Below are 23,811 nucleotides of genomic sequence, written 5' to 3'. Positions count from 1 at the left end.
TCCTCAACTCGGTAACGACCCTCAGCCGGGCGGGTGTGCGGTGAACGTCGTCTCCTACAGGCCGGCTCCCGAGGAGCTGAGCTACACCTTCGGCGGGCGCCCCGCCATCGGCAGGATCAGGCCCGGCACGATCGTCGAGATGTACACCGAGGACTGCTTCGGCGGCCGGGTGCGCTCGGTCGAGGACCTGCCGTCGAGCGTCTGCGACTTCCCCTACCTGAACCCGGTCACCGGCCCCTTCCACGTCGAGGGGGCCGAGCCCGGCGACACGCTCGCGCTGCACTTCGTCGCCATCGAGCCCGCCAGGGACTGGGCGGTGTCCGCCACGTTCCCGCACTTCGGCGCGTTGACCGGCACGCACGCCACCGCCATGCTCACCCCTCCGCTGGAGGAGGTCGTGTGGCGCTACGACATCGACGTGGAGAAGGGCGTGGCCCGCTACCACGCCCGCAAGGGCGACTTCACGGTGGAGCTCCCGCTGGACCCGATGCACGGCACGGTCGGCGTCGCCCCGGGCGCCTCCGAGGCCCGGATGACCATCACCCCGGACGCCCACGGCGGCAACATGGACACCCCTGAGCTGCGCGCCGGGGTGACCGTCTACCTCGGGGTCAACGTCGAGGGCGGGCTGTTCGCGGTGGGTGACGGGCACGCCCGCCAGGGACACGGCGAGGTGTGCGGCACGGCCGTCGAGGCGGCGATGAACACCGTGGTCGCGGTGGAGCTGATCAAGGGCGTGAGCACCCCGTGGCCGCGCCTGGAGGACGACGACCATCTGATGTCGACCGGCTCGGCCCGCCCGCTGGAGGACGCCTTCCGGATCAGCCAGCACGACCTGGTCACCTGGGCCGCCGACCTCACCGGTCTGGACGTCCTGGACGCCTACCAGCTGGTCAGCCAGATCGGCGAGGCGCCGGTCGGCAACGTCTGCGACACCAACTACACGATGCTCGCCAAGGTTCCCAAGTCCTACCTGGGCGCGTCCGGCGTCTACGAGTCGGCCCACGAGCGGCTGCGCGCCCTGGGCCGGCGGTATCTGGCCCAGCGCTGACGCCCCCACGGTGGAGAACCGTCCCGCGTCGCCGTACCGCCGGGGTGCGACGGCGCGGGACTCCCCTGTCCCGCGGCGGTGAGGTCACCGCTCAGACGGGGAGGTCGCCGCCGGCATGCCGGAGATCAGGGGCCGGCGTGGCGGCGGCGACGATGTCCTCGCAGATCGCGTGGGTGGCCAGGGCGTCCTCCGCATCGACCGGGACGCCGGAGCGGACCGCGTCCAGGAACTCCAGGCAGACCTGCTCGATGCCGCGCTGGCGGGAGACCGGCGTCCAGTCACCGCGCCGGGCCAGCGTCTCGGCCCCGGCGTAGTCGATCACATCGGCGAGGTTGACCACCCGGCGCTTGACGTCCTCCCCCATGACCTCCACGGTCTCCTCGACCGCCCCGCTCACCCGGTTCATGATCCCGAATGCGGTGAAGCCATCGCCGGACAGCTCCAGCGTCACGTGCTCCAGCAGACCGTCCCTGACCCTGGTCCGGATCCCGGTGTGCTCGACCTCCCCGGGCACCAGGAACCTGAGCGTGTCGACGACGTGGATGAAGTCGTCGAAGATCGCGGTCCTCGGATCCTCCGGCAGCCCCCTGCGGTTCTTCTGCATCACCACCAGGTGGCGCGGCAGATCCAGCAGGGCCGCGTAGGAGGGCGCCCGGCGGCGGTTGAAGCCGACGAGCAGCGACCGCTCCCTCTCGCGCGCCAGCCGTACCAGACGCTCGGATTCGGCCAGGGTGTAGGCGATCGGCTTGTCCAGGTAGACGTGGACGCCCGCCCGGAGCAGCGGTTCGACGATCTTCACGTGGGCGCTCGTCGCGGCGTGCACGAAGGCCACCTCGATCCCCGCGTCGAGCACCTCGTCCACCGAGGTGAAGCGGCGCTCGATCCGGTGGGCGTCGCCCAGGCGGTCGAGCGTGGCGCGGTTGCGGGTGCACAGGTGGAGGTCGAGGCCGGGCAGCGCGGAGAGGACGGGCAGGTAGGCCTTCTCCGCGATGTCCCCGAGGCCGATCATGGCGGTCTTCATGCTCAGAGCGTACGGCCTACGCCGCCGCGGCCAGGCGGTCACGCCACCACGCGAGTGTCGCGGCCAGCGCCTCGTCGACCGGGGTAGGGGCGGTGCCGAAGGTGGACTGGAAGTCGGTGGAGTCGACGACGAAGGGGCTGACGAACTGGTAGCGGACGTGCTCCAGCTCGCCGAGCATGGGCGAGACGGTGCCCGCCGCGCGGATGAGCCAGTGCGGCATGACCTTGACCCCGGGGTTGGGGACGCCGGCGAGCGTGCACAGCCGCTCGGCGACCTCGCGGGCCGACATCGCGGGGGCGGTCGGGACGTGCCAGGCCCGGCCCCAGGACCGGTCGTCGGTGGCGGCCGTCACCAGGGCGCGGGCCACGTCGGGCACGTAGGTCCAGCTGTGCGGCTGGCCCGGGTCTCCGGCGAAGCGGACGGGCTTGCCCGCCAGGAGGCGGGGGACGAACCGGTCCCCCAGGTGTGACTGGTCGAGGCAGCCGGGGCCGAAGTAGTCCGACCCCCGCACCTCGGTCACCCGGATCCGCCCGGCCTCGTGCGCGGCCAGGGCGTCCTGCCACATCCGGACCCGCACCCCCGCCTTCTCGCTGGTCGGCTGGAGCGGGTCGCTCTCCCGCATCGGCCCTCCGGGGAGACCGTAGACGTAGAGGTTGCCGAGGATGACGTATCCGGCACCGGTGGCCTCGGCGGTCGCCAGCAGCGAGTCCGCGATCGGCGGCCAGTCCTGCATCCAGCGGTGGTAGAGCGGGTTGACGCAGTTGTAGATCGCGTCGGCGCCCCCGGCGAGGCGGGTCAGCGCCGCGCGGTCGGAGGCGTCCGCCGCCACCTTCTCGACGCCGCCGGGGCCGGAGCCGGACCGGCTGACGAGGACGACCTCATGGCCCTGCCCGGCGAGGAGCGCGGCGACCTGCGAGCCGACCTGACCGGCTCCGACGATGACGTGCTTGCCCATGGCCGTTCTCCTTCTCTCGGTGGTTTCTCTCACTGGCCCCGGAACCGCTCTCTCACTGGTTCCAGAGCAGCCGCAGCGCGGCGTTGACGACGTAGACGGCGGCGAAGACGAGGCCCGGGGCGAGCCGGCCGGCCATGACCAGCGCCATGGCGCCGCCACCGAACCAGAGGACCTCCAGCAGGACCCGGGCTGCCCCGGTGAGCGGGATCGTGGCGCCGTTGGCCGCGCCGAAGACCGCCCACACGGCGATGAACAGCGCGGGTCCGCCGAGCCCGAGGAGCAGCTTCACCGGCAGGTTCTGGCCGACAACGAAACCCCAGTAGCCGACCGAGGCAAGAACGCCCAGCTCCAGCAGGAACATGACGAGGAGGTTGGTGTTCTTGGCGAGGGACAGCATCGGGGGGCTCCTTGCAGATTGGCGTTCCGTTCTGAGAGCAATGCTCTCCCAAAAGAGCACATCCCGTCAAGAGCAGTGCTCTCTTTTGTTTTCGGTGCTCTGGTATGGTTCCGAACATGAGCTCAAGCCGCACAGCACGGGAACGGGTCCGAGCCGAGCTGACCCGTGAGATCACCGACATCGCCCGCAGGCACCTGGCCACCGAGGGGGCGGGCGGGCTCTCCCTGCGCGCGGTCGCCCGCGAGATGGGAATGGTCTCCTCGGCGATCTACCGCTACTTCCCCTCCCGGGACGACCTGCTCACCGCCCTGATCATCGACGGCTACAACGCCGTCGGCGAGGCCGTGGAGAACGCCGACGCCGCCTGCCCGCCCGAGGACCACACCGGCCGGTGGCTGGCGGTCTGCCACGCCGTACGGGATTGGGCGCTGGCCCATCCGCACGAATACGCCCTGCTGTACGGCTCGCCCGTGCCCGGCTACCAAGCGCCGCAGGACACCGTCACCGCGGCGGTCCGCGACACCATCATCTACGGCCGGATCGTCTCCGACGCCTACCGGGCCGGAGCCCTGAACCCCCCGGCCGTCTGCCCGCCCGTACCGGCCCCGCTCAGCGAGGACGCCGCACGCGTGCGCGCGATCATCCCCGACGTGCCCGACGACGTGATCGTCCGCAGCCTGATCGTCTGGACGGGCCTGTTCGGCTGGCTCAACTTCGAACTGTTCGGCCAGTTCAACAACACGATCCTCGACACCGGCACGGCCTTCGACCACTCCATGCGCTGCCAGGCCGCCTTCCTCGGCCTGCCGGCCTGACCCGCCGGAGCCGGCCTCCGGAACGGCGTGCGGCACAGGCCGTGCTCGCAGGCCGAACGGCCGCGGCCCGGCGGCGGTCCGCACACCGTTCAGACCGCCTTCGCGACGCGGGGCGCCTTGCCGTACAGGGTCCAGGCCGAGATCAGGTGCACGGCCGCGCAGACGGCGCCGCCGACGGCCATGCCGGTGATGTGCTGGCTGAGGCCGATGACGACGTCGCCCATCTGCGCCAGGCCGGCGAGCAGCAGCAGCGGGAGGAGGCCGGTCCGCGCGCGGCCGAACAGTGCGTAGAGCAGCGCGGCGCCCAACGGGAGGGCGCGGGCGGCATAGAGCGCGGCGCTCGCGGGGCCCGCGCTTCCCGCGGGAAGCAGGAGGGCCGGATCGACGAGGATCGCCACCGCGGAGGCCATGGATCCGACCGCGGCCACGGTGTTGAGGATGCGCAGCACTGATTCTCCATCTGAATCGTTCAGAGTATGAATGATTTAAGGAAGGTACCATGTCGATGGTGAACGACGTCAAGCCCGCCTCCGTCGCGGGCACCGTGACCTTCCGGCTCGGCGTGCTGGGCACCGCGGTGGCCGACCGCTTCGCCGCCGCGATCCAGCCTCTGGATCTCAAGCCCAAGCACGTCGGCCTCATGGTGGTGCTGGACACGCGCGGCGCGGGCGTGCAACTGGAGATCGCGCGGACCATGGGGGTGGCGCCCAGTCTCGTGGTGAGCCTCGCGGACCACCTGGAGCGGCTCGGCGCCATCGCCCGCGTCCGCGACGCCGGTGACCGCCGCCGCCAGCTGCTCAGCCTCACCAAGCATGGGCGTGAGCTGCTCCGCGACTGCCACACGCGCGCGCAGGCGCTCGACGAGGAGCTGCTGGCGGGCATCGGCGCGGACGACCGGGCCGTACTGCGACGCGTTCTCGGCGGGCTGGCGGCGGACGCCGGTCTACCCTGACGCCTACCGGCCGGACGCCTCGCGAAGGACCGCGGCCGGACCTCTCGGACGCGCGAGCCACCGGGTCGCCGCGGTCAGGGCTGGCGGACGCCCAGCCGTCCTTCGAGCAGGAGCAGCAGCTCTCCGAGCAGGCCCGCCAGCTCCGCCTGCCGCTCCGGGGCCATGGCCTCCAGCAGCGCCCCCTCGTAGCCGAGCTGTTCCGGCAGCAGCCGGTCGATGAGCAGGCGGCCCTGCTCGGTGAGCGCCAGGTGGGAGACCCGCCGGTCCCGGTCGTCGGGGCGGCGGCTCACCAGCTCGCGCTCCTCCAGGAACCGGACCCGCTTGGTGACGGCGGCCCCGGAGGCGAAGGTCTCCCTCGCGATCTGGCTGGGGGTCAGCTCCCGGTCCAGCCGTCTCAGGGTGCCGAGGATGTCGAACTCGGGCCGGGTCAGGCCATGCTCGCGCAGCGGCGCGTCGGTGGCCTGCTGGAGCAGGAGGACGCAGCGGTTGAGGCGGCCGATCACCGCGATCGGCGTGATGTCCAGCTCCGGCTGGATGCGCTCCCACTGGCGCATCACCTGCGCGACGATGTCCTCCACGCCCCCGCTTCCCCTAACTGATCATCGGCCCGGAGCCGACTCTATCCCGGCCGGATCCCGGACGGGCCCGGCCAGCCGGGCGAGCGTCCGGTGCCCCTGCCGCTCGGCGCGGGCGATCCGCTCCTCCGGCAGCGCGCGCTGCCACCACTCTCCGGCGGCGACCTCGGTGACCTCGCGCAGTTCCACCAGGGCGGTGACAAGCAGGCCGCGGGCCCGGGACCGGTCACCCGCTCCTGGAGAACCGGACTCCAGCAGGTGTTCCGCGGCGGCCTGCGTGACGGCCACGCGCCGGAGCGCGTCGCCGATCCGGCCCGCGGTGCGGCGGTTGGTCACCAGCAGGCAGCTGAGCAGCCCCGCCGCGACGCCCACGCAGGTGTCCAGCCAGCGGTCGGCGATCAGCGGTCCGGCGGGCTGGTAGCCGGGGAACTCGGTCAGCAGCAGGGCCATCGGGGTCACGCAGACGGTGCCGAGCCAGTAGTTGCGGGTGATCAGCGCCTCGGTGACGAACTGCAGGAGCAGCACGAGCAGCACCAGCGCGAGCTGCCCGGCCCGGCTGACCGGCAGCAGCGCCGTGAACAGCAGGAGGCCGGCGAGGCTGCCGAATGCGCGTTGCAGCGCCCGGTGCCAGGACAGCACGGCGTTGGCCTGGAAGACGGAGGCGGCCGTCACGATCGCCCAGTAGGGGTGGCCGACCCCGTCCGCCATCGATATCACTCCGGCGAGCGCAGCCCCGACGGCGACACGGATCCCGATCGGGAACAGCGGGGAGGCCGGGTGGAAGGTCCGCAGCGGGCGCGGGCGGCCGCGGCGCGTGGCCCGTTCCACCGCGATGCCCGTCAGCTCGGCGGCTTCGGCCTCGGTGAGGCCCGTCTCGGGCAGCGGCCGGTTCCGGCGCAGGTCCCCGGCCCAGGCGGCGAGCCGGTCGGCTTCGGCGGCCCAGGCGGCGAGCCGGTCGGCTTCGGCGGCGGATCCCGTCGCGAGGGACTCCTCGGTGTGCGCCAGGAGGCGCTCCAGCGCCCCGCGCCCCGGCCCCGCGGGGGCGAGAAGGAGGGTGTGCCAGGCGGCGTTCACCGCGGCGGCGGCGTCGTGGCGGGCCCGGGACCCGGCGGCGTCCTCCGCCGGAACCTCCGCGGTCGCCGGAACCGGGCCCCCCGTGGTCTCCGCCGGCCCCTCCGCCGTCGCCGGAATCCTCGCGATCACCGCCGGACCCCCCGTGGTCGCCGCCGGAATCCTCGCGGCTGCCGCCAGGGCGCGGGCGGTCGCCTCCAGGGCCCGGGCGACGGCGATGCGCTGGGGGCCGTCGGGGCGGACGATCCCGGGGGCCATGCAGACCAGCCAGGCGAGGGCCGCGCCCGCCGTCACGAGCACCAGGTGGAAGGGCACCTCGCCGAGCCGCTGAGGCATGAAGGCGCACGTCGCGGCCATGAAAGTGAAGATCACATTTCCCGGCGGGCCGATCCGGGCCGCGTCGCACACCACCTTGTGCAGGGCGGCCAGCACCGCGGCCACGATGATCAGGGCGATGGTGGATCGGATGAGGCCCGCCGCGGTCAGTGCCACCCCCACGCTCGCGATCATGCCCAGTGCCACCCGGAGCAGGGTGCGCGCGCGGGCCGCGTACGGCAGGCCGTGCGCGTACAGGGCGCACATCGCGCCGGCGGAGGTGTAGACCGCCAGGTCCAGACGGCCCAGCGCGAGGAGGACCAGATCGGGGATCGCCAGGGCGATGACCGCGCTGAGCGCGTGCTTGTGCCAGATGTCGCCGAACCGCCGGAGCCGGAACACCCCTTTCAGCGGCAGTCCCCCTCGCATGCGCACACGCGTGCCCTGTCGCTCGTCCGTGGTCCCCATACATATAAGCTTACCTGGTGTTTTATCTGTAAAATATATGGGTCATGACCGCAGCCCGCCGGAGCCGGGAGGATCAGGCGAGGTGCAGGCCGACGTCGACGTTGCCCAGCAGCGCCCTGGAGTACGGGCAGTGCTCGTGCGCCCGCTCGGCGATGTGGCCGGCGAGCCGCGGCTCCACCTCCGGCAGGTGGACCGTCACATCGACGCCGATCACGTAGTCGTCGCGCCTTCCGCGCCTGCGCAGCTCCACCACCGTGTCGACGCTGGCGTTGGTGGTGTCCACGCCCTCCTGGCCGGCGACCAGTGTGAGGGAGCTGTGGAAGCAGGCCGCGTACGCCGCGGCCATGAGCTGCTCGGGATTGGACGCGCCGCCGGGGCCGCCGAGCTGCTCCGGGGCCCGCATCTCAAGGTCGAGGAGCCCGTCGTCCGTCCGCACCCGCCCGCTCCTGCCACCCGTCGAGGAGGCCCGCGCCGTGTAGAGGGTGTCATAGCCCGCCTCGCCGCCGCCGATGACCCCGGTGAGCTCGGCTTCGACGCCGGGCCCCGAGTAGTCCGAGGCCATCGGCCGGTACGGCCTGCCGGCCGCCCCGGTCCCCGGCCTCTCCCGTCCGGATCGTCCGTCGTGGCTCATAGCTCCGTCCCCCGATCCCCCACCCGAGACGGTCCGGGCGCCCGCCGCACTCTCTCCCCATGCCCGGACCAGCATGAACTGGTCGAAACGGTGGTTACCTACCCCCGTGGACGAGGACCGACACGGCGCCCCCGGGGACGCCGTGGACGGCGCGCGTTCATGAGGGGCGGTCTCCGGCGAAGACGAGGTCGTTCACGAACGCGTTGCGGAACCTGCCCTCCGGGTCGTGGGCGCCGAGCAGCCGCCGGAAGTCCGGCAGCCGCTCATACAGGGAGCCCAGACGTTCGGGGCGCATGACGGAGAGCTTGCCCCAGTGAGGCCGTGCGCCGAAGGGCTCCAGCCCTTCCTCGACCATGCCGAGCACCCTGCGCACCGCCGGCCAGTCCTTCGTCCAGGTGAAGTGGATGGCGACCGTCTCCTGGCGATGGCAGGGACTCATCCACAGATCGTCCGCCGCGACGGTCCGGATCTCCGACACCTGCAGGACGGAGGCCACGCTGTCTCTCATCCGGTCCAGGGCGCGGAGCGCGCCGATCGCGTGCTGACGCGGCAGCAGGTATTCGGACTGCAGCTCCTCCCCGCTGCTGGGCATGAAGTCCAGGCGGAAGTGCGGCAACCGCTCGTGCCATGGGCCGGGCACGCCCGTCTGCCGGGTGCAGTTGACCGCCGGCAGGCCCGGCAGGGGGTGCAGATCGGTCGTCGCCAGGGTGGCTCCCAGCCATTCCGGCTCCGCCTCCCAGGGGTCCGGCCCGTCGGTACGCCGCTTCAGCCACACCTGGTTGATCTGCGAGCTCCGCCAGTCGGTGAACAGGCTCACGCTGTACGCGGCGGAGAAGACGTCCTCGAAGTGATCCTCCAGCCGCTCCCACGGGAGGTTCTCGTACACGTCCTGCCGCACGTCGAACGCCGGGACGACGTCGAGAGTGATCCGGGTGACGATCCCCAGCGCGCCGAGCGCGACCACCGCTCCGCGGAAGCGGTCGCCGTCCCGCTCCCGGGTGAGGACGGTGATCTCACCGTCGGCGGTGACCAGCTCGATGCCCGCCACCGCCGTCGCCAGGTTCCCGTTGGAGTCGCCCGAACCGTGCGTGGCCGTGGCGCAGGCACCGGCGACCGAGATGTGCGGCAGCGAGCCGAGGTTGTGCAGGGCGTAGCCCCGGCCGTGCAGCCACCGGGCCAGCTCGCCGTACCGGACCCCTGCCCCCACCATGACCGTGCGGTGTACGGTGTCCAGTTCCATCGAGGCCGGAAGGTTCTCCAGCGAGACGAGGTCCCCGCCGGGGCAGTCGGCGATGTGGTTGAAGGAGTGGCGGGTGCCGAGCGCTCGCAGGCTGCCGCTGCCGGCGACCACCTCCCGCAGCCGCTCGACGCTGTCGGGACGGTGGAGCCGCGCCGCGCCGTAGGTGACGTTGCCCGCCCAGTTCGTCTGCCGTCCGGTCACCGGTATGTCCTCTCCGCACCTGCCACCGGCGCGCCCGCGCGCCCGGTGACGGCAGGGTGACCGCCTCCGGGGCCGCGCACGGTCGTGCCGGGCTCATCGGACCGGCTGTGGAGACCGGCATGGGGATCTGATCGTATATGGGGGTATTTCAGGGAAGGTCGTGATCACATGCCGGCGGTCCTGGACTCGATGGCCTGGCTGACGGCGGCCTGCTCGTCGGCGGGGAGGCGGCGTTCCGCGTGCAGCATCTGCAGGGCAGTGATGATCCGGTCCCTGTCGTCGGCCGTGCCGAGGTCCCCCATGTAGGCGGGCAGGAGCAGGCTGAGCGCCTTGAGGTCGGCGCGGGCGCACAGCCTTCCGAGGATCTCCAGGACCGGGTCGGCGCTGTCGTCGGCGGTGGCGGCGCGGGTGGATCGGAGTCCTTCGGCGATGCAGTAGCGGAGCCAGTCACCGTACTGGCCCGCGGGGAGGTCCTCGACGCGCCGGGCGGCCTGCCGGAAGTGCTCGCGGGCCCGGTCGACCTGGCCGAGCTCCAGGTGGGACCTGCCCATGTTGCCGTGGAGTGAGGCGTAGAAGCCACGGACCCGCTCATCGCCGACCCGGTCGGCGCGGTCCAGGCATTCCTGGTTCCAGTGCAGGGTCTCCTCCGGGGTGGACTGGTGCCGAGCCAGGTAGTGCGCGGCGATACACGCCTCGTAGTCGTCCTTGGCGGCCTTCCACGCCTGCAGGAACAGCTCACGCGCCTCGTCGGCCCGGCCCTGGCCCTCGGCCTGCATGCCCTGCGTGCACAGCTGTACGACGGGGTTACCGGGGTCCATGGTCATCCTAGGGAGGGGGGAAGGGCCACGGGCATCACCAGCGTGGTGAAGCTGCCCTGGTCGGCGGAGCGGACGATGACGGGGTGGGTGGCGGTGGAGACCTCCAGCAGGACGTCCGGCCCGACGCCGGCCTCCAGGGCCGGGATCAACGTGGCGGTGTCGAAGGCGATCCGCAGTGGAGGCCCCGAGCAGATCGCCCCCAGACGGACCGCGTCGGAAGCGGTCGAGACGGTTCGGTCTCCGGCCGCGGCGACGGTGGCGGCGGGGTCATCCCGGCCCGTACCGGCACGGGCAGCAGACCCGCCCTCGGCCGTGCCGCCGGGAACGGCGCGTCCGTCCCCGGCCGTGGAGACGGTGACGGCGAGTCCGTCCCCGGCCGTGGAGACGGTGACGTACGAGGTGTCCCCCAGGCTGAAAAGGGCGTCCCGGAACGCGAGGCGGTCGACGATCATCCGGCATTCGGGCGGGCCGAGGGCTGCCAGGGCCTCGCGGTAGGACGGGAAGCGGTCCTCGAAGAGCGTCAGGACGCGGCACTCCCCGGCGCCCCGCAGCCGGGCTGCTTCCCCGTCGACCTCGACGGTGACCTCGGCGTTCCGCGCGGCCCACGGCCCGATCTCCACCAGGTCCGCGGCCCTGACCAGGATCCGGCGGGGATCCCCGTGCATGGCCGCCGGGTGCAGGACGCGGATCGACAGGCGGTAGCGGTCGGTGGCCACCAGCCGGACCTCGCCGTCACCGAGCTCGACCAGGACACAGCCGAGCGCGGGGAAGTCCTCGTCCGAGGCCGTGGCCGGCACGACCTGGCGGATGGCGCTCGCCAGCTCCGCGCCCCCGACCCGCGCCTCGGCGCGGGTACCGGTCACCGTGAGGGACCGCAGGATCTCCTCGATCGCCGAGCGCCCTCTCTCGGTCCTGTCGAGCATCCTGCGCAGATGCCCGTGCAGCACCCGCTGGGCCTGTTCCCGCGGGCCGTCGAGGACCACCGCGACGTCGGGCAGCGGCACATCGGCCTCCCGCAGTTCGCGCAGGAGGATGGCGCGCTTCTCCTGTGCGGGCCGGTAGAAGCGGTAGCCGCTCGTGCCGTCGACGTGCGCCGGCGGCAGGACACCGCAGTCGTCGTAGAAGCGCAGAGCGCTCGGCGCGAGGCCCACGCGACGCGCGAAGGCGCTGATGCTCAGCAATTGTGGTGTGTTGCCGTCCATGGAGGTGATTGTCGGGGTTCATCCGACTTGAAGGTCAAGCCCCCGGAGCCGGGTCCTTCCGACGCCCGGGGACGCGGCGACCAGGATGCGGACATGACTCGACCGCGCGTCCGCGGGTCACGCGGAGGGCGCGGTCGAATGGACGACGTGAGGCCTTGTGGGCGCTTGTCGGGCGCGTCGCCCCGGCAGGTCGTGCCGGGAACCGCGCGGGCCGTACCTAGCGGGTGGCGCGGTTGACGGCGGAGATGATCGCCTTCAGGGAGGCGGTGGTGGTGTTGGCGTCGACGCCGACGCCCCAGAGGGCCTCGCCGCCGATCTCGCACTCGATGTAGGAGGCGGCCTTGGCATCGGTGCCCGCGCTCATCGCGTGCTCGGCGTAGTCCAGGACGCGGACCTGGATGCCGATCCCGGCCAGCGCGTCGCAGAAGGCGGAGATGGGGCCGTTGCCGACGCCTTCGATCTCGCGGATCTCCCCGTCGACGCGCAGGTCGACGCTGATGGCGTCCTTCTCGTCGCCCCTGGAGACGGTCCGGTGGGCCAGCAGGCCCAGGCGGCCCCACGGGCTGACCGGGTTCGGCAGGTATTCGTCGGTGAAGACCTCGAACATCTGGGCCGGGTTCACCTCGCCGCCGAGGGTGTCGGTACGGGCCTGGACGACGCGGGAGAACTCGATCTGCAGGCGGCGCGGCAGGTCGAGCTGGTGGTCGGCCTTCATGATGTAGGCGACCCCGCCCTTGCCGGACTGGCTGTTGACCCGGATGACCGCCTCGTAGGTGCGGCCGATGTCCTTGGGGTCGATCGGCAGGTACGGCACCGCCCAGGTGAACTCCTCCACCGGGACGCCCGCGGCGGCCGCGTCGCGCTCCAGGTGCTCGAAGCCCTTCTTGATCGCGTCCTGGTGGGAGCCGGAGAAGGCGGTGTAGACCAGCTCGCCGCCCCACGGGTGACGCGGGTGGACGGGCAGCTGGTTGCAGTATTCGGTGACCCGGCGGACCTCGTCGATGTCGGACAGGTCGATCTCCGGGTCGACGCCCTGCGAGAACAGGTTCATGCCCAGCGTGACCAGGCACACGTTGCCGGTGCGCTCGCCGTTGCCGAACAGGCAGCCCTCGATGCGGTCGGCCCCGGCCATGTAGCCCAGCTCGGCGGCGGCCACGGCGGTGCCCCGGTCGTTGTGCGGGTGCAGGGAGAGGATGATCGAGTCGCGGTAGGCCAGGTTGCGGTGCATCCACTCGATCTGGTCGGCGTAGATGTTCGGCGTGGCCATCTCGACGGTGGCGGGCAGGTTGACGATGACCTTGCGGTCCGGGGTGGGCTGCCAGACCTCGTTGACGGCGTCGCAGACCTCCACGGCGTACTCCAGCTCGGTCCCGGTGAAGGACTCCGGCGAGTACTGGAAGTAGACGTCCACGTCGGAGGCGTCGGCCAGCTTCTTGCAGAGCTTGGCGCCCTCGACGGCGATGGCGGTGATGCCCTCGCGGTCCTGGCCGAAGACGACCCGGCGCTGCAGCGTGGAGGTGGAGTTGTACAGGTGGACGATGGCCGTCGCCGCGCCCTGGATGGACTCGAAGGTCCGCTCGATCAGCTCGGGCCGGGCCTGGGTCAGGACCTGGATCACCACGTCGTCGGGGACCAGACCCTCTTCGATGATCTGCCGGACGAAGTCGAAGTCGGTCTGCGACGCGGCCGGGAAACCTACCTCGATCTCCTTGTAGCCCATCTTCACCAGCAGCTCGAACATCTTGAGCTTGCGGTGGGAGTCCATCGGGTCGATCAGCGCCTGGTTGCCGTCACGCAGGTCCACCGCGCACCACCGGGGGGCCCGGTCGATGACCTTGCCGGGCCAGGTGCGGTCGTCGAGCCGGACCGGGGCGTAGGACTCATAGCGCTTGAACGGCATGGGGCTGGGCTGCTGCTGCGGATACATGCAAAGGCTCCTCGACTGGAAAGACAATCGTGGCCGACGCGCATGGCTCGCTCCGCGACGAGGGAGCCGGCCTTCTACAGGCCCTCGTCGCGGCAGCTAAGAAGCAGACCGCGCAGCATGCATAGCACGCTAGCAGACGACTGCAAATACCTGGGACACGAGCCCACATTGTGAGATCTTCACGCCACTCCGGCCCGCGCGTCCTCCGGCGGAGCGGCCGCCCGCTGATCGGATACAGTCCCGAAAGGGGCCCAGACAGGGGGAATGCAATGAAGGACGACGACATCCTCACCCACATCCACGAGCTCATCGCCGAGGAGCACGGTCTCCGGCAGCGGCTGGCCTCCGGTTCGATCTCCTCGCACGAGGAGAACAACCGGATCAATCAGCTTGAGGAGGCTCTCGACCAGGCCTGGGACCTGCTCAGGCAGCGCCGGGCGCGTCGCGAGTTCGGGGAGGACCCCGACTCCGCGGCGCCGCGCCCGATCGACGAGGTCGAGGACTACCGTCAGTAACGGGATCCGCCACCGGTAGATCGCCCGTCTCGCCCGGACTCGCCGGAGGTTTCCCGGAGCCGCGCGGCCGCGGGGTGATCCTGTCCGCCGGCCCGTCACGGGCGTGGACGTCCACGGGCAGGCCGGCGGCAAGCGCCGGTCGAGCGGGCTGCAAGTGCTCGGCCGTACCAATGGGGCAACCAACAGGAGGCCCCACCATGAAACGCACCCACGTTCTCGCCATCGCCGTCGCCGGCGCGCTCCTGACCGGTTGCGGCTCGCAGGCCGGGCCTGCCGCCATGGAGGGTGGAGCGGACGGCGGCACGCGGGCCGAGGACGTCGGCGGCTGCCCGCTCACCGTCGCGGCCCTGTCCGAAGCCACGGCACTGACCTGGGAACTGCGGGAGAAGCGCGAGGACCACCCGCTGGAGACCATGGAGTCGGTCAGAGCGACGGCGTGCATCTATACCGCCGCGGACGCGCCTCAGGAGGCCTCGGACCCGCTGGCGCTACGCGTCGACGTGGTGACGGGTGACGGTGCCGCGAAGGTGCGCAAGGAGTTCGAGGGTAACTGCGGCGAGTTCGGCGGCAAGCTCCTCGACGCGGCCGCCGGCGACGGCTCGGTGCTCTGCAAGCGCAACGGCACGATCGTGGAGGGCCTGGTCGGCGGCACGGACCGGCTGGTGAACGTCTACCTGGTCAACGCCGACAGGGCCACCGCCGCCAAGCTCACCCCGGCCTTCGACAAGATCCTCACGGCGGTCGACGGCGCGTGACCGGGCGGGGGCGCCCACCCGGGGAGCGGGCCCCTAGTCCTTGGGACGGCCCTGGCAGCGCGGGTCGACCGGGGCCGCCGGTGGGGCCGGGGCGAGCCAGGAGACCACGCTCTGCTCGACGTACCAGCCGTGCAGGTTCACCCAGGTCCTGGGCACCTCGCCGGGGTCCGGGCAGAGCACCTTGGACTGGATCCGGTCGTTCTGGACGAAGCTCACGACGCCCTCGCGCCCCAGGACGGTGGACATCTCGTCGTCGCTGACGACCAGGTGGCCCACGAGCACCCGCGGTGTCTCCTTCTCGCTCAGCTGCAACGCCATCAGCGGGAGGATCGGCGCCTTCATCACGACCACGCCCACGAGGAACGGCGTGAACACCGCCATCGCGACCGCGATGCCGTGGGTGAGCGCCCGGGCGGGCGCCCGGGGAACCGGGCCGGTCAGCAGGACCGCCAGCCCCGGCGGGAGCGTGAGCAGAAGCGAGGTCGCCAGGTCTCGCGCGGCGAACGCCGCCCCGATGGCCGGCCAGAACACGATGTAGGAGATCACCGCGACCATCACGGGCAGCGCGTAGCAGACGATGCCCCGCAGCCCCTCGTGGTGGGGGAACCGGTCCCGCACCGCCAGGCCCGCCACGGCCAGCGACAGCATCGCCAGCGTCGGCAGGAACCGCAGCTGCCAGGCGCACACGCCCACCACCACGGCCAGGCCGACCACCCAGCCGGGCAGCCGTTCGGCGGTGCGCACCAGCCAGGAGGAACGGCCCGTGCTGATCCAGTACAGGGTGCCGAGCACCCGGCCGCCCAGGATGAGGGCGGGCAGGACCCAGACGGTCGTCAGCAGGACGGAGCTCAGCAGGCCCAGCGGGCTGATGTTCTGCAGCAGGAGGAGCAGCGTCTGGGTGTCCTGCCGGCTGGCGTACCACAGCCGCATGACCAGCAGGACGAGGGGGAACACCGGAAGCAGCGCGAGCAGCCACTCCTGGTCCCTCGGCGCGTCCTTGACCCGCCCGGCGCCTTTCAACGGGACGGGCAGTCCTGGACGGGGAGGGTCCGCTCCCACGGCCATCTGCGCACCGGCGGAGGGAGCGCGCAGGGCTGCTCCGCCTGGGCCACGTTCACGTTGGGGCTGGCCGGCAGCAGCGGGTCGATGTAGGCCTGGTAGGCCTGCTCCCACCTCTGGTCCTGGGGGTCGGCGTAGGAGCGGTAGAGGGCTAGGTCGACCAGGGTCCGCAGCGCCTCGTTGGAACCGGCGTTGACCGCCCACATCTCGGTCTTCTCCAGCGCGATGTCGTGATGGCGGAACGCCCCGCCGGACTCCGCGACGAACCCTGCCAGGATGGCCGCGTCGGTGGTCATCGCGTCGAAATCGCCGTCCTTCAGGCCCGTCGCGCAGTCGCTGATCAGGTTCTTGGCGGTGACGGTGGCCCTCGTCGCCCTGGCCAGCTCCGTCTCGGAGGTCGAGGTGCCGAGCGTGCAGACCTTCTTGCCTTCGAGCTGCCCCAGGGAAGTGATCTTTCCGGGGTAGTCGGACCGGGTCACCACGGACTGCTCGGTGTAGAGGTAGGGCGTGGAGAAGCCCACCGAGGGGTCCTCCTGCCGGGCACGTGTCACGCTGAAGGTGGCGACCACGAGGTCGACCCCGACGAACCGGCCGTTGGCGTCCAGGGCCTGCATGCGCGCCCTGTCCTCGGTCTCGATGCCCAGGAAGTCCACCTTGTCCGGCCGGTAGCCCAGGTCCGCGGCGATCAGGTAGGCGACCTGGATGTCGAACCCCTTGAAGGCCCGCCTGCCGGTCTGCTCCTGGAACGCGATGCCGGGGGTGTCGGTCTTCACGCCGATCCGGAGCCTGTCCTTGTTGAACAGTCCGGCCTTCTCCCGCAGCTCGGCCTCGGTGGGCGGGCCGTTCACCCACATGATGGAGGCCCCGACCACGATCGCGGCCAGGACCAGCGCGACCCACGCCGCGAGCCTGAACCGTCTCACCCGTCGCGACCGGCCGGACGCGGGCGGGGAATCGGGCGCGGGCGGGGAGCCGGGCTCCGGCTCCGGGCCGGACCACGGCTCGTGCTCCCCGGAAGGGGACGGCGGGTCCTCCGCCCGCGCGCCCGAGTCCGCGGGTTCTTCGGTCATGACGCCTCCGGACTCCCTGTATGTCCGGCAGGCTATGCCGTGGCCCCCGGGGCCGGGCGTCCCTTCACCAAGACGAGATCAAACGACTTACCGATGAGATGCCCGAAACACCCCTTAAGATCCTCTATCAGATCTCGGGAAGCGGGGGACGATGAACACCGTCATTGGGCCGTACCGCGTGGTGAGAAGGCTCGGGCAGGGCGGGACGGGCGAGGTCTTCCTCGCCCGCGACCCCGAGGGCCGCCAGGTCGCCGTCAAGGTCCTCCACCCCCGTCTGACCGCCGACCCCGCTCTCCTGCAGCGGTTCCGGCAGGAGGCGGAGGCCGCGTCCCGGGTCGCCCGGTCCTGCACCGTCCCGGTGCTGGAGGCCGGGCTCGACGGTGACCGGGCCTACCTGGTCACCGAGTACGTCGAGGGACAGGACCTGCGCCGGCGGGTGGAGAGCCACGGCCCCCTCACCGGATCGGGCCTGGACGCCCTGGCCGTGTCCACCGCCGTCGCCCTGCAGGCCATCCACGCCGCCGGCGTCGTGCACCTGGATCTGAAGCCGTCCGCCGTCCTGCTCGGCCCGCTCGGCCCCCGGGTGACCGGCTTCGGCGTGGCCCGTCCCGCCGGCCCCTCCGACCGCGCTGAGGAGGGCGCATCCTCCTGCACGGCGCCGGAACAGGCGCGGGGCGAGGGGGGCGGCACGGCGTCGGACGTGTTCGCCTGGGGCGGGGTCGTCCTCTACGCGGCGACCGGGCGGGGCCCGTCCACCGGCGGCGCGGACCGTCCCGCCGGTCACGCCTTCCCCGACCTGACCGGCCTGCACGGCGCGCTCCGCGACCTCGCCGGCCGCGCTCTCGCCGAGGATCCGGGCAGCCGCCCCAGCGTGCAGGACATCCTCAGGACCCTGACCGGCGCCACCGACCCGGCCACCTCCCTCGCCCAGCCACCCACCGCGCCGGCCCCGCAACCGCCGAACTCGGCTCTCACCGCGCAGGCCCCGCCCGCCCCGCAACCGCCGAACGTCCCCGCCCTCCCCCTCAACCCGCCCTCCCCGGCTCCCGGTGAGGCGGACCCGCATCCCGTACGGCCGGCCGGTGAGGCGGACCCGCATCCCGTACGGCCGGCGGACCTGCCCGCCGCGGTCTGGCCACCGCCTCCGGGCCCGGCCCCCGCGGGCGGGGCGGACGACCCCGTCCCCTCGGCCCGGTGGGGCCGGTCGATCGCCGTTCCCATCCTCGCGGGGGTGGCGATCTCGCTGGTCATCGCCGGCATCGCCTTCTTCATGCCCGCAGGGGAGGACACCGCCGGTCGCGCGCCCGCGGCCCAGCAGGCCACCGCGGCGGGCGACACCGCCCAGCCCCTGCCGGGCCCGGCGACGGAGCCCGCGGCCACGCTCTCCCCCTCCCCGAGTGCGACCTCGTCGCCGTCCTCCGCGGAGCCCACCACCGAGCCCGCGCCGGCACGGACCCTGCCCTTCCGGGACGACTTCAGCGGCGCGGGTCGCGGCTGGACCGCGGCGGCGTCGGGCAAGGGCAGGCACCAGGCGTCCAGGGGCGCCTACCGGATCACCGCCGGGGCCGACGCCTACCTCCCGGTCATCGCTCCCCTGACCGCTCCGGTGAAGAACACGACCATCACCGCGAAGGTCCGGGTGCTGCGCGGCAAGGGCGACTTCGGCGTCTTCTGCCGGGGTCTGGACGAGGGGGCCAGGCGCTACGAGTTCTCGATCACCAGCAGCGGCGACGCCTCCATCGTCAAGAGCGGCGAAGCGCCCGCCTCGGTGAAACACGTCCCGGTCCCCGGGCTGCGCCCCGCCCGGCTCATCGTCCTGCAGGCGGCCTGCCGCAGCGGTGCGACGGGGACCAGGCTGAGCCTGAGCGTCAACGGCAGGAAGGTCCTCTCCCGGCTCGACAGGAAGCAGCCGTTCGCCTCCGGCTCCATCGGCATGTTCGCCCACGCCCGGGACGGCGGCTCCGGCGTGGACGTCAGCTTCAACTCCTTCGAGGCGCGCCCCTGAGCTGCGGGCCCCCCGGGTCCGCTGATCACCTGGACATCACTTCGGACATGATGAGAGATTTGACCGGCGATTACGCATATTCAGTGCTGTTCGATACGGACGCCCGGAGCATCCGTCGCGGTCAGCTCAGAGTGCCACGTCGTAGGAGGCGATGACGGCTCCCTTCGGGACCTCGCCCGCCGGGGTCACCACGACCCGCCTGCCCGGGTCCTCGTAACCGTGCTCCGTCAGCCACAACAGGGCCGCGGGGTTCAGGTCGCTGTAGTCGATCGGGCTGTCCGGCGAGAAGAGGTCCTTTCCGGCGGAGTCCTGCCCGGCGTCCCCTTCGACGATCCACAGGGTGTAGGTGGTGTAGTCGGTCATGGCGGCCCCCGCGCTGTAGTCGTTCCCCGTGAGGTCCATACCCCGAACACGGCGGCGGCACGGCGAGTCACACCTGCCGCCGTCACGAGCCGGGGCCGTGCGGGTCCGGGATCAGTCGTAGAAGCCCAGCCGGCGTAGCTGCTTGGGGTCGCGCTGCCAGTCCTTGGCGACGCTGATCCGCAGGTCGAGGTAGACGCGGGTGCCGAGCAGCGCCTCGATCTGCTGGCGGGCCCGGCTGCCGACATCCTTGAGCCGGCTGCCCTTGTGCCCGATCACGATGGCCTTCTGGGACGGACGCTCGACGAACATGTGCGCGTAGATGTCGAGCAGGTCGTCGCGGCCCTGCCGGGGCAGCATCTCGTCGACGACCACCGCGATCGAGTGCGGCAGCTCGTCCCGGACGCCCTCCAGCGCCGCCTCGCGGATCAGCTCGCCCACCAGCACCTGCTCGGGCTCGTCGGTGAGCCGGCCGCCCTCATACAGCGGCGGGCTCGCGGGGAGCCGGTCGATGAGCACGCCGGCCAGCACGTCGAGCTGCTCCCCCGACTGGGCCGAGACCGGGACGATCTCGGCGAACTCCGCGAGCTGGGAGAGCGCGAGCAGCTGCGCGGCGATCTGCTCACGGGTCGCCAGGTCACACTTGGTCACGACGGCGACGACCGGCGTCTTCCTGATCGCGGCCAGCTTCTCGGCGATGAACCGGTCACCCTTGCCGATGGGCTCGTTGGCGGGCACGCAGAACCCGATCACGTCGACCTCGGTGAGCGTGGACAGCACCAGGCTGTCCAGCCGCTCGCCCAGCAGGGTGCGGGGCCGGTGCAGCCCCGGCGTGTCCACGATGATGAGCTGGGCGTCCGGGCGGTGCACGATGCCACGGATGACCCGGCGAGTGGTCTGGGGCTTGGAGGAGGTGATCGCCACCTTCGTGCCGACCAACGCGTTCATCAGCGTGGATTTGCCGACGTTGGGCCGGCCGACGAAGCAGGCGAAGCCGGCGTGGAAATCAGCAGCTGAGGAACTCACGTCAACCATTGTCGCCGATGTCGGCCTCAGCTCTGACGCACGGTGCCGTCGGGGGCGGCCACGAGCAGCGTCTTGCCGCCCATTTCGCGGACCGCCCGCGCGTCCGCGTCGGCCGGGCCGTCACCCGCGGTGACCAGTGCGGCCGCCTCCAGGGACTCGGCGCCGCTGGAGACCGCCATCGCCACGGCGACCTGCAGCGCCGAGAGCGTCAGTGACGGCAGGGCCACGTTGGTCGCCGAGTAGGTCCGGCCGGTCTCGTCGCGCACGGCGGCCCCCTCGGCGGCGCCGTTGCGGGCCCGCGCGGAGCGGGCCAGGACGATGATCTTGTTGTCCTCGGGGTCGAGGGTCGCGTCACTCACAGCGCCAGGGTAGTCAGCGCGCGGCGTCCGGTCCCAACCGACCTGCCCGCCGTCCGCCATGTCGCGCCCCTGAGCCGCGCGACGGCGGTGGAGCCTGCCCCACCTTTTTTCGGGATACTCCGCCCATGTCGCCGCGCGGTCGTGATCCTTACGTTGATCACATGACCACGCCCCGACTGACCACCCCCTGGGACCGGATCCGCGCCCACTGGTCGGCACCGACCTGGCTCCGGACCTCGCACGTGGTGACGGGCCTTCCGATCTCCCTGCTGGCCCTGGCGGTGATTTCGGTCCTGACCGCGGCGTCGGTCCTGCTGGTCTGGACCGTGGTGGTCCCGCTGATCGCGCTGCTGCTGCTCTTCCGGTCCGTGCCGCTGTTCACACGGTTGCAGCGGGCCCGCTTCCTCGCCTTCCTGAACGTGGACATCCCCCCGTCGCCGCGGCGCCCCCGGGAGCGGAACCCGCTGAAGCTGCTGCTCCGGGAGGCGCGGACGAGGAGCACCTGGCGTCAGCTCGCCTACCACCTGCTGTCACCGGTGATCAACGGGATCGGGTTCCTCATGGTGATCGGGGCCTGGGCGGGGAGCCTGATCGCGGTCGAATTCGCCGTCCAGGGCTGGGTTCTGGAGGAGAGCACGATCATCGCGGTCTCCGCCCTCCTCGCGGCGGTCCTGCTCGTCGCCGGTCCGTGGGTCGCCCGCGGCGTCACCGCGCTGGACGTGATCGCCGCCGAGGCCCTGCTCGGTCCCAGCCTCAGTGACCGGCTGGTCCAGCGGGTGGAGACCCTGCAGGAGAGCCGCGCCGAGGTGGTCGACGCCGCCGACGCCGAGCGCCGGCGCCTCGAACGGGATCTGCACGACGGCGCCCAGCAGCGGCTGGTCTCGCTCGCGATGAACCTGGGGATGGCCCGGGCCACGCTGACCGACGTGCCCGAGCCCGCGCGGCAGGCCATCGTGCGGGCCCACGAAGAGGCCAAGCAGGCCCTGAAGGAGCTGCGCGACCTCGTGCGCGGCCTCCACCCGGCCGTGCTCAACGACCAGGGCCTGGACGCCGCGCTGTCCGGCATCGCCGCACGGGCCCCGTTCCCCGTACGGCTCCGCGTCGACGTGCCGGAGCGGGCGTCGCCGACGATCGAGGCGATCGCGTTCTTCGTGGTGTCGGAGGCGCTGACCAACGTCTCCAAGCACGCCCGGGCGTCGGGTGCCGAGGTCACCGTCCGGCGCGCCGACGGCAGGCTCCGCCTGGTCATCACCGACGACGGCCGGGGCGGCGCCCGTCTCGGCGGGGGGACGGGACTGCGCGGCCTGGCCCAGCGGGCCGGCTCGGTGGACGGGACACTGGACGTCGACAGCCCGCCGGGCGGTCCGACGACGATCAGAGTGGAGCTGCCATGCGAGTAGTGCTCGCCGAGGACTCCGTCCTGCTCAGAGAGGGGCTCGTCTGGATGCTCGGCTCGGCGGGCATGGAGGTCGTGGCGGCGGTGGCCGACGCCGAGGGGTTGCTTCGCGCCGTGGACGAGCACGGCCCCGACCTGGTCGTCACCGACGTGCGGATGCCGCCCTCGCACACCGACGAGGGCCTGCGCGCGGCGCTCGTGCTCCGCCGGCAGCGACCGGGCCTCGCGATCCTCGTGCTCTCGCAGTACGTCGAGGAGCGCTACGCCACCCAGCTGCTGTCCACCGAGACCAGCGGCATCGGATACCTGCTGAAGGACCGGGTGGCCGACGTCGCCGAGTTCCTGGACGCCCTGCGCCGGGTCGCCTCCGGCGGCACGGCCCTGGACCCGGAGGTGGTCGCCCAGCTCCTGCTCCGCAGGCACAGCGACCCGCTGGACCTGCTGACCCGCAGGGAGTACGAGGTGCTGGCGCTGATCGCGGAGGGCCGGTCCAACGCCGGGATCGCCGAGGCCCTGGTGGTCAGCGAGGGCGCCGTCGGCAAGCACATCAACAACATCTTCACCAAGCTCGGCCTGTCCGGCGCGGACAAGGACCACCGCCGGGTGCTCGCCGTACTGCGATTCCTGAAGGTCTGAAGAGAGAGATGCCGATGCGAAGCAGTGTCCGGATCGCCTGGATCGCAGTGGGCGGAGCGCTGACCGCGCTGACCGTGTCGGGCATAGCGCTGGCCGGATGGTCCGAGGTGAGCCGGACACAGGCGACCGGCGACCGCTACGACACCTCCCTCCTCCGTCCCGCGACGCTGTCGGAGAGCTCCGTCCGCGAATACACGTTCACCTCGCCGGAGCTGGTGCTGCGCACCAGCGGGCGGGTCAACATCTCGATCGTTCCCGGCAAGGCCGGACAGATCTCCATGAAGCGGGAGATCATCTGGTTCGAGGGCGCCCCCGGCTTCTCCGGGGGCAAGCCCAGCATGTCCGAGATGTGGAACGGAAGGACGCTGCAGCTCACCGTTGGCTGCCCGGAGAAGGTGCGGCCCCGCGAATCTCCCTGCCGCGCCGAGTACACCCTGACCCTGCCCCCCGCCACCGACGTCGAGGCCTCGACCCACTTCGGGAGCGTGTCCGCCCGCGGCGTTCAGGGCGATCTACGGCTGTCCACCGGATCGGGCGAGGTGACCGTGGCCGACGCGGGGGGAGCGCTGCGGGCGCGGGCCGGGTCGGGAAAGGTGACCGGGACCGGCCTGCGGTCCGCCGTGGTCGACGTCGAGGTCGGCAGGGGCGACGCCGTGCTGGGCTTCCGGCGCGCCCCCGAGGACGTCAGGGCGGTCGCCGGGGAGGGCGGTGACGTCGAGGTCACCGTGCCGGACGGCGACGGCTACAGGGTGGACGCCCGCGCCGGGAGGAGCGTCGTCAAGGTCCGCCGGGACCAGGAGGCCTCGCGGCGGATCACCGCCCTCGCCCCCGAGGGCGAGCTGCGCATCCTCCCGCACCGCCCTTAGCCGGCGGCGGTACGGCCGGCGACGGTACGGCTCCGGCGGCGGTGCGACCGGCGGCGGCGCCGTCCTCAGCCGGCGGCGGTACGGCGCCGGCGATGGTGCGCGGCCGGCGGTGGGACGGCCCGGCG

25 protein-coding genes are annotated in these 23,811 nt (G+C 72.1%); 9 read left to right on the top strand and 16 right to left on the bottom strand.

Going from position 1 to position 23,811, the window contains the following annotated elements; all coding sequences use genetic code 11:
- Window positions 1-40: 40 nt before the first annotated feature.
- A complete protein-coding gene (locus tag SROS_RS11245; RefSeq protein WP_012889048.1) occupies window positions 41-1,051 on the top strand; it encodes an acetamidase/formamidase family protein in 1,011 nt (336 codons plus the stop codon).
- Window positions 1,052-1,142: 91 nt separating this feature from the next.
- On the opposite strand, the gene SROS_RS11240 is transcribed toward SROS_RS11245, so the two are convergent.
- The 3 genes from SROS_RS11240 to SROS_RS11230 are packed head-to-tail and all read right to left on the bottom strand — an operon-like array spanning window position 1,143 to window position 3,424.
- Window positions 1,143-2,072: a Gfo/Idh/MocA family protein gene (locus SROS_RS11240; protein ID WP_012889047.1), complete on the bottom strand. Its 930-nt coding sequence runs from the start codon at window positions 2,070-2,072 to the stop codon at window positions 1,143-1,145.
- Between the two features lie 16 nt (window positions 2,073-2,088).
- Window positions 2,089-3,027: an NAD-dependent epimerase/dehydratase family protein gene (locus tag SROS_RS11235; protein ID WP_012889046.1), complete on the bottom strand. Its 939-nt coding sequence runs from the start codon at window positions 3,025-3,027 to the stop codon at window positions 2,089-2,091.
- Window positions 3,028-3,079: 52 nt separating this feature from the next.
- Window positions 3,080-3,424: a YrdB family protein gene (locus tag SROS_RS11230; protein ID WP_012889045.1), complete on the bottom strand. Its 345-nt coding sequence runs from the start codon at window positions 3,422-3,424 to the stop codon at window positions 3,080-3,082.
- 116 nt (window positions 3,425-3,540) lie between these two features.
- Here SROS_RS11230 and SROS_RS11225 point away from each other — a divergent pair, with 116 nt between their 5' ends.
- Window positions 3,541-4,239 carry a TetR/AcrR family transcriptional regulator gene (locus SROS_RS11225; protein ID WP_043655303.1) on the top strand — a complete coding sequence of 233 codons (699 nt, stop codon included), beginning with the start codon at window positions 3,541-3,543 and terminating at the stop codon, window positions 4,237-4,239.
- Window positions 4,240-4,328: 89 nt separating this feature from the next.
- Here SROS_RS11225 and SROS_RS50880 read toward each other — a convergent pair whose 3' ends face one another.
- The gene (locus SROS_RS50880; protein ID WP_052316914.1) at window positions 4,329-4,688 is read right to left on the bottom strand and encodes a hypothetical protein; all 360 of its coding nucleotides are present in this window, start codon (window positions 4,686-4,688) and stop codon (window positions 4,329-4,331) included.
- 50 nt (window positions 4,689-4,738) lie between these two features.
- On the opposite strand from SROS_RS50880, the gene SROS_RS11215 reads away from it, so the two are divergent.
- Window positions 4,739-5,191 (top strand): MarR family winged helix-turn-helix transcriptional regulator, encoded by a 453-nt coding sequence (locus tag SROS_RS11215; RefSeq protein ID WP_012889043.1) that lies wholly within the window; start codon window positions 4,739-4,741, stop codon window positions 5,189-5,191.
- A gap of 74 nt (window positions 5,192-5,265) precedes the next feature.
- On the opposite strand, the gene SROS_RS11210 is transcribed toward SROS_RS11215, so the two are convergent.
- The 7 genes from SROS_RS11210 to leuA form a co-directional block, all read right to left on the bottom strand.
- Complete coding sequence (locus SROS_RS11210; protein WP_012889042.1) at window positions 5,266-5,769, bottom strand: MarR family winged helix-turn-helix transcriptional regulator; 504 nt, start codon at window positions 5,767-5,769, stop codon at window positions 5,266-5,268.
- Window positions 5,770-5,790: 21 nt separating this feature from the next.
- Window positions 5,791-7,620 (bottom strand): FUSC family protein, encoded by a 1,830-nt coding sequence (locus tag SROS_RS11205; protein ID WP_012889041.1) that lies wholly within the window; start codon window positions 7,618-7,620, stop codon window positions 5,791-5,793.
- A gap of 73 nt (window positions 7,621-7,693) precedes the next feature.
- Entirely contained in the window at window positions 7,694-8,251 is a 558-nt protein-coding gene (locus SROS_RS11200) for an Ohr family peroxiredoxin (RefSeq protein WP_012889040.1), read from the bottom strand.
- 157 nt (window positions 8,252-8,408) lie between these two features.
- A complete protein-coding gene (locus SROS_RS11195) occupies window positions 8,409-9,692 on the bottom strand; it encodes an FAD-binding protein (RefSeq protein WP_012889039.1) in 1,284 nt (427 codons plus the stop codon).
- A 164-nt stretch (window positions 9,693-9,856) separates the two neighbouring features.
- Window positions 9,857-10,510 (bottom strand): hypothetical protein, encoded by a 654-nt coding sequence (locus SROS_RS11190; RefSeq protein ID WP_012889038.1) that lies wholly within the window; start codon window positions 10,508-10,510, stop codon window positions 9,857-9,859.
- A gap of 2 nt (window positions 10,511-10,512) precedes the next feature.
- Window positions 10,513-11,712 (bottom strand): DNA polymerase III subunit beta family protein, encoded by a 1,200-nt coding sequence (locus tag SROS_RS11185; RefSeq protein ID WP_012889037.1) that lies wholly within the window; start codon window positions 11,710-11,712, stop codon window positions 10,513-10,515.
- A gap of 217 nt (window positions 11,713-11,929) precedes the next feature.
- On the bottom strand, window positions 11,930-13,639 hold the full coding sequence (gene leuA / locus SROS_RS11180) for a 2-isopropylmalate synthase (protein ID WP_012889036.1): 1,710 nt from the start codon (window positions 13,637-13,639) through the stop codon (window positions 11,930-11,932).
- A gap of 269 nt (window positions 13,640-13,908) precedes the next feature.
- Between leuA and SROS_RS11175 the strand changes: the two genes are divergently transcribed.
- Both SROS_RS11175 and SROS_RS11170 read left to right on the top strand, forming a co-directional pair.
- Window positions 13,909-14,154 carry a DUF2630 family protein gene (locus SROS_RS11175; RefSeq protein WP_012889035.1) on the top strand — a complete coding sequence of 82 codons (246 nt, stop codon included), beginning with the start codon at window positions 13,909-13,911 and terminating at the stop codon, window positions 14,152-14,154.
- 197 nt (window positions 14,155-14,351) lie between these two features.
- Window positions 14,352-14,909: a hypothetical protein gene (locus SROS_RS11170; protein WP_012889034.1), complete on the top strand. Its 558-nt coding sequence runs from the start codon at window positions 14,352-14,354 to the stop codon at window positions 14,907-14,909.
- Window positions 14,910-14,942: 33 nt separating this feature from the next.
- Here SROS_RS11170 and SROS_RS11165 read toward each other — a convergent pair whose 3' ends face one another.
- Window positions 14,943-15,974 (bottom strand): hypothetical protein, encoded by a 1,032-nt coding sequence (locus SROS_RS11165; RefSeq protein ID WP_148269016.1) that lies wholly within the window; start codon window positions 15,972-15,974, stop codon window positions 14,943-14,945.
- Window positions 15,926-17,038 carry a transporter substrate-binding domain-containing protein gene (locus tag SROS_RS11160; protein ID WP_012889032.1) on the bottom strand — a complete coding sequence of 371 codons (1,113 nt, stop codon included), beginning with the start codon at window positions 17,036-17,038 and terminating at the stop codon, window positions 15,926-15,928. The genes SROS_RS11165 and SROS_RS11160 overlap by 49 nt, the downstream gene beginning before the upstream one ends.
- Window positions 17,039-17,189: 151 nt before the next feature.
- On the opposite strand from SROS_RS11160, the gene SROS_RS45870 reads away from it, so the two are divergent.
- On the top strand, window positions 17,190-19,043 hold the full coding sequence (locus SROS_RS45870; protein WP_012889031.1) for a serine/threonine-protein kinase: 1,854 nt from the start codon (window positions 17,190-17,192) through the stop codon (window positions 19,041-19,043).
- A 126-nt stretch (window positions 19,044-19,169) separates the two neighbouring features.
- Here SROS_RS45870 and SROS_RS11150 read toward each other — a convergent pair whose 3' ends face one another.
- From SROS_RS11150 to SROS_RS11140, 3 genes are all read right to left on the bottom strand, one after another.
- A complete protein-coding gene (locus tag SROS_RS11150) occupies window positions 19,170-19,445 on the bottom strand; it encodes a hypothetical protein (RefSeq protein WP_012889030.1) in 276 nt (91 codons plus the stop codon).
- A 72-nt stretch (window positions 19,446-19,517) separates the two neighbouring features.
- Window positions 19,518-20,438 (bottom strand): GTPase Era, encoded by a 921-nt coding sequence (gene era, locus SROS_RS11145; RefSeq protein WP_012889029.1) that lies wholly within the window; start codon window positions 20,436-20,438, stop codon window positions 19,518-19,520.
- Window positions 20,439-20,455: 17 nt separating this feature from the next.
- A complete protein-coding gene (locus SROS_RS11140) occupies window positions 20,456-20,788 on the bottom strand; it encodes a cytidine/deoxycytidylate deaminase family protein (RefSeq protein ID WP_043651806.1) in 333 nt (110 codons plus the stop codon).
- 161 nt (window positions 20,789-20,949) lie between these two features.
- Between SROS_RS11140 and SROS_RS11135 the strand changes: the two genes are divergently transcribed.
- Genes SROS_RS11135 through SROS_RS45865 form a run of 3 tightly spaced genes read left to right on the top strand, consistent with a single transcriptional unit; the run spans window position 20,950 to window position 23,686 of the window.
- Window positions 20,950-22,188: a sensor histidine kinase gene (locus SROS_RS11135; protein WP_012889027.1), complete on the top strand. Its 1,239-nt coding sequence runs from the start codon at window positions 20,950-20,952 to the stop codon at window positions 22,186-22,188.
- Complete coding sequence (locus SROS_RS11130) at window positions 22,179-22,820, top strand: response regulator transcription factor (RefSeq protein ID WP_012889026.1); 642 nt, start codon at window positions 22,179-22,181, stop codon at window positions 22,818-22,820. Before SROS_RS11135 ends, SROS_RS11130 begins: the two co-directional genes overlap by 10 nt.
- 14 nt (window positions 22,821-22,834) lie before the next feature.
- Entirely contained in the window at window positions 22,835-23,686 is an 852-nt protein-coding gene (locus SROS_RS45865) for a DUF4097 family beta strand repeat-containing protein (protein WP_012889025.1), read from the top strand.
- Window positions 23,687-23,811: the final 125 nt, after the last annotated feature.

The sequence above is a fragment of the Streptosporangium roseum DSM 43021 genome (genome assembly GCF_000024865.1).
Taxonomy (GTDB): domain Bacteria; phylum Actinomycetota; class Actinomycetes; order Streptosporangiales; family Streptosporangiaceae; genus Streptosporangium; species Streptosporangium roseum.
The sequence above is the reverse complement of the archived record's forward strand: the minus strand, read 5'-3'. Positions and strand labels throughout refer to the sequence as shown.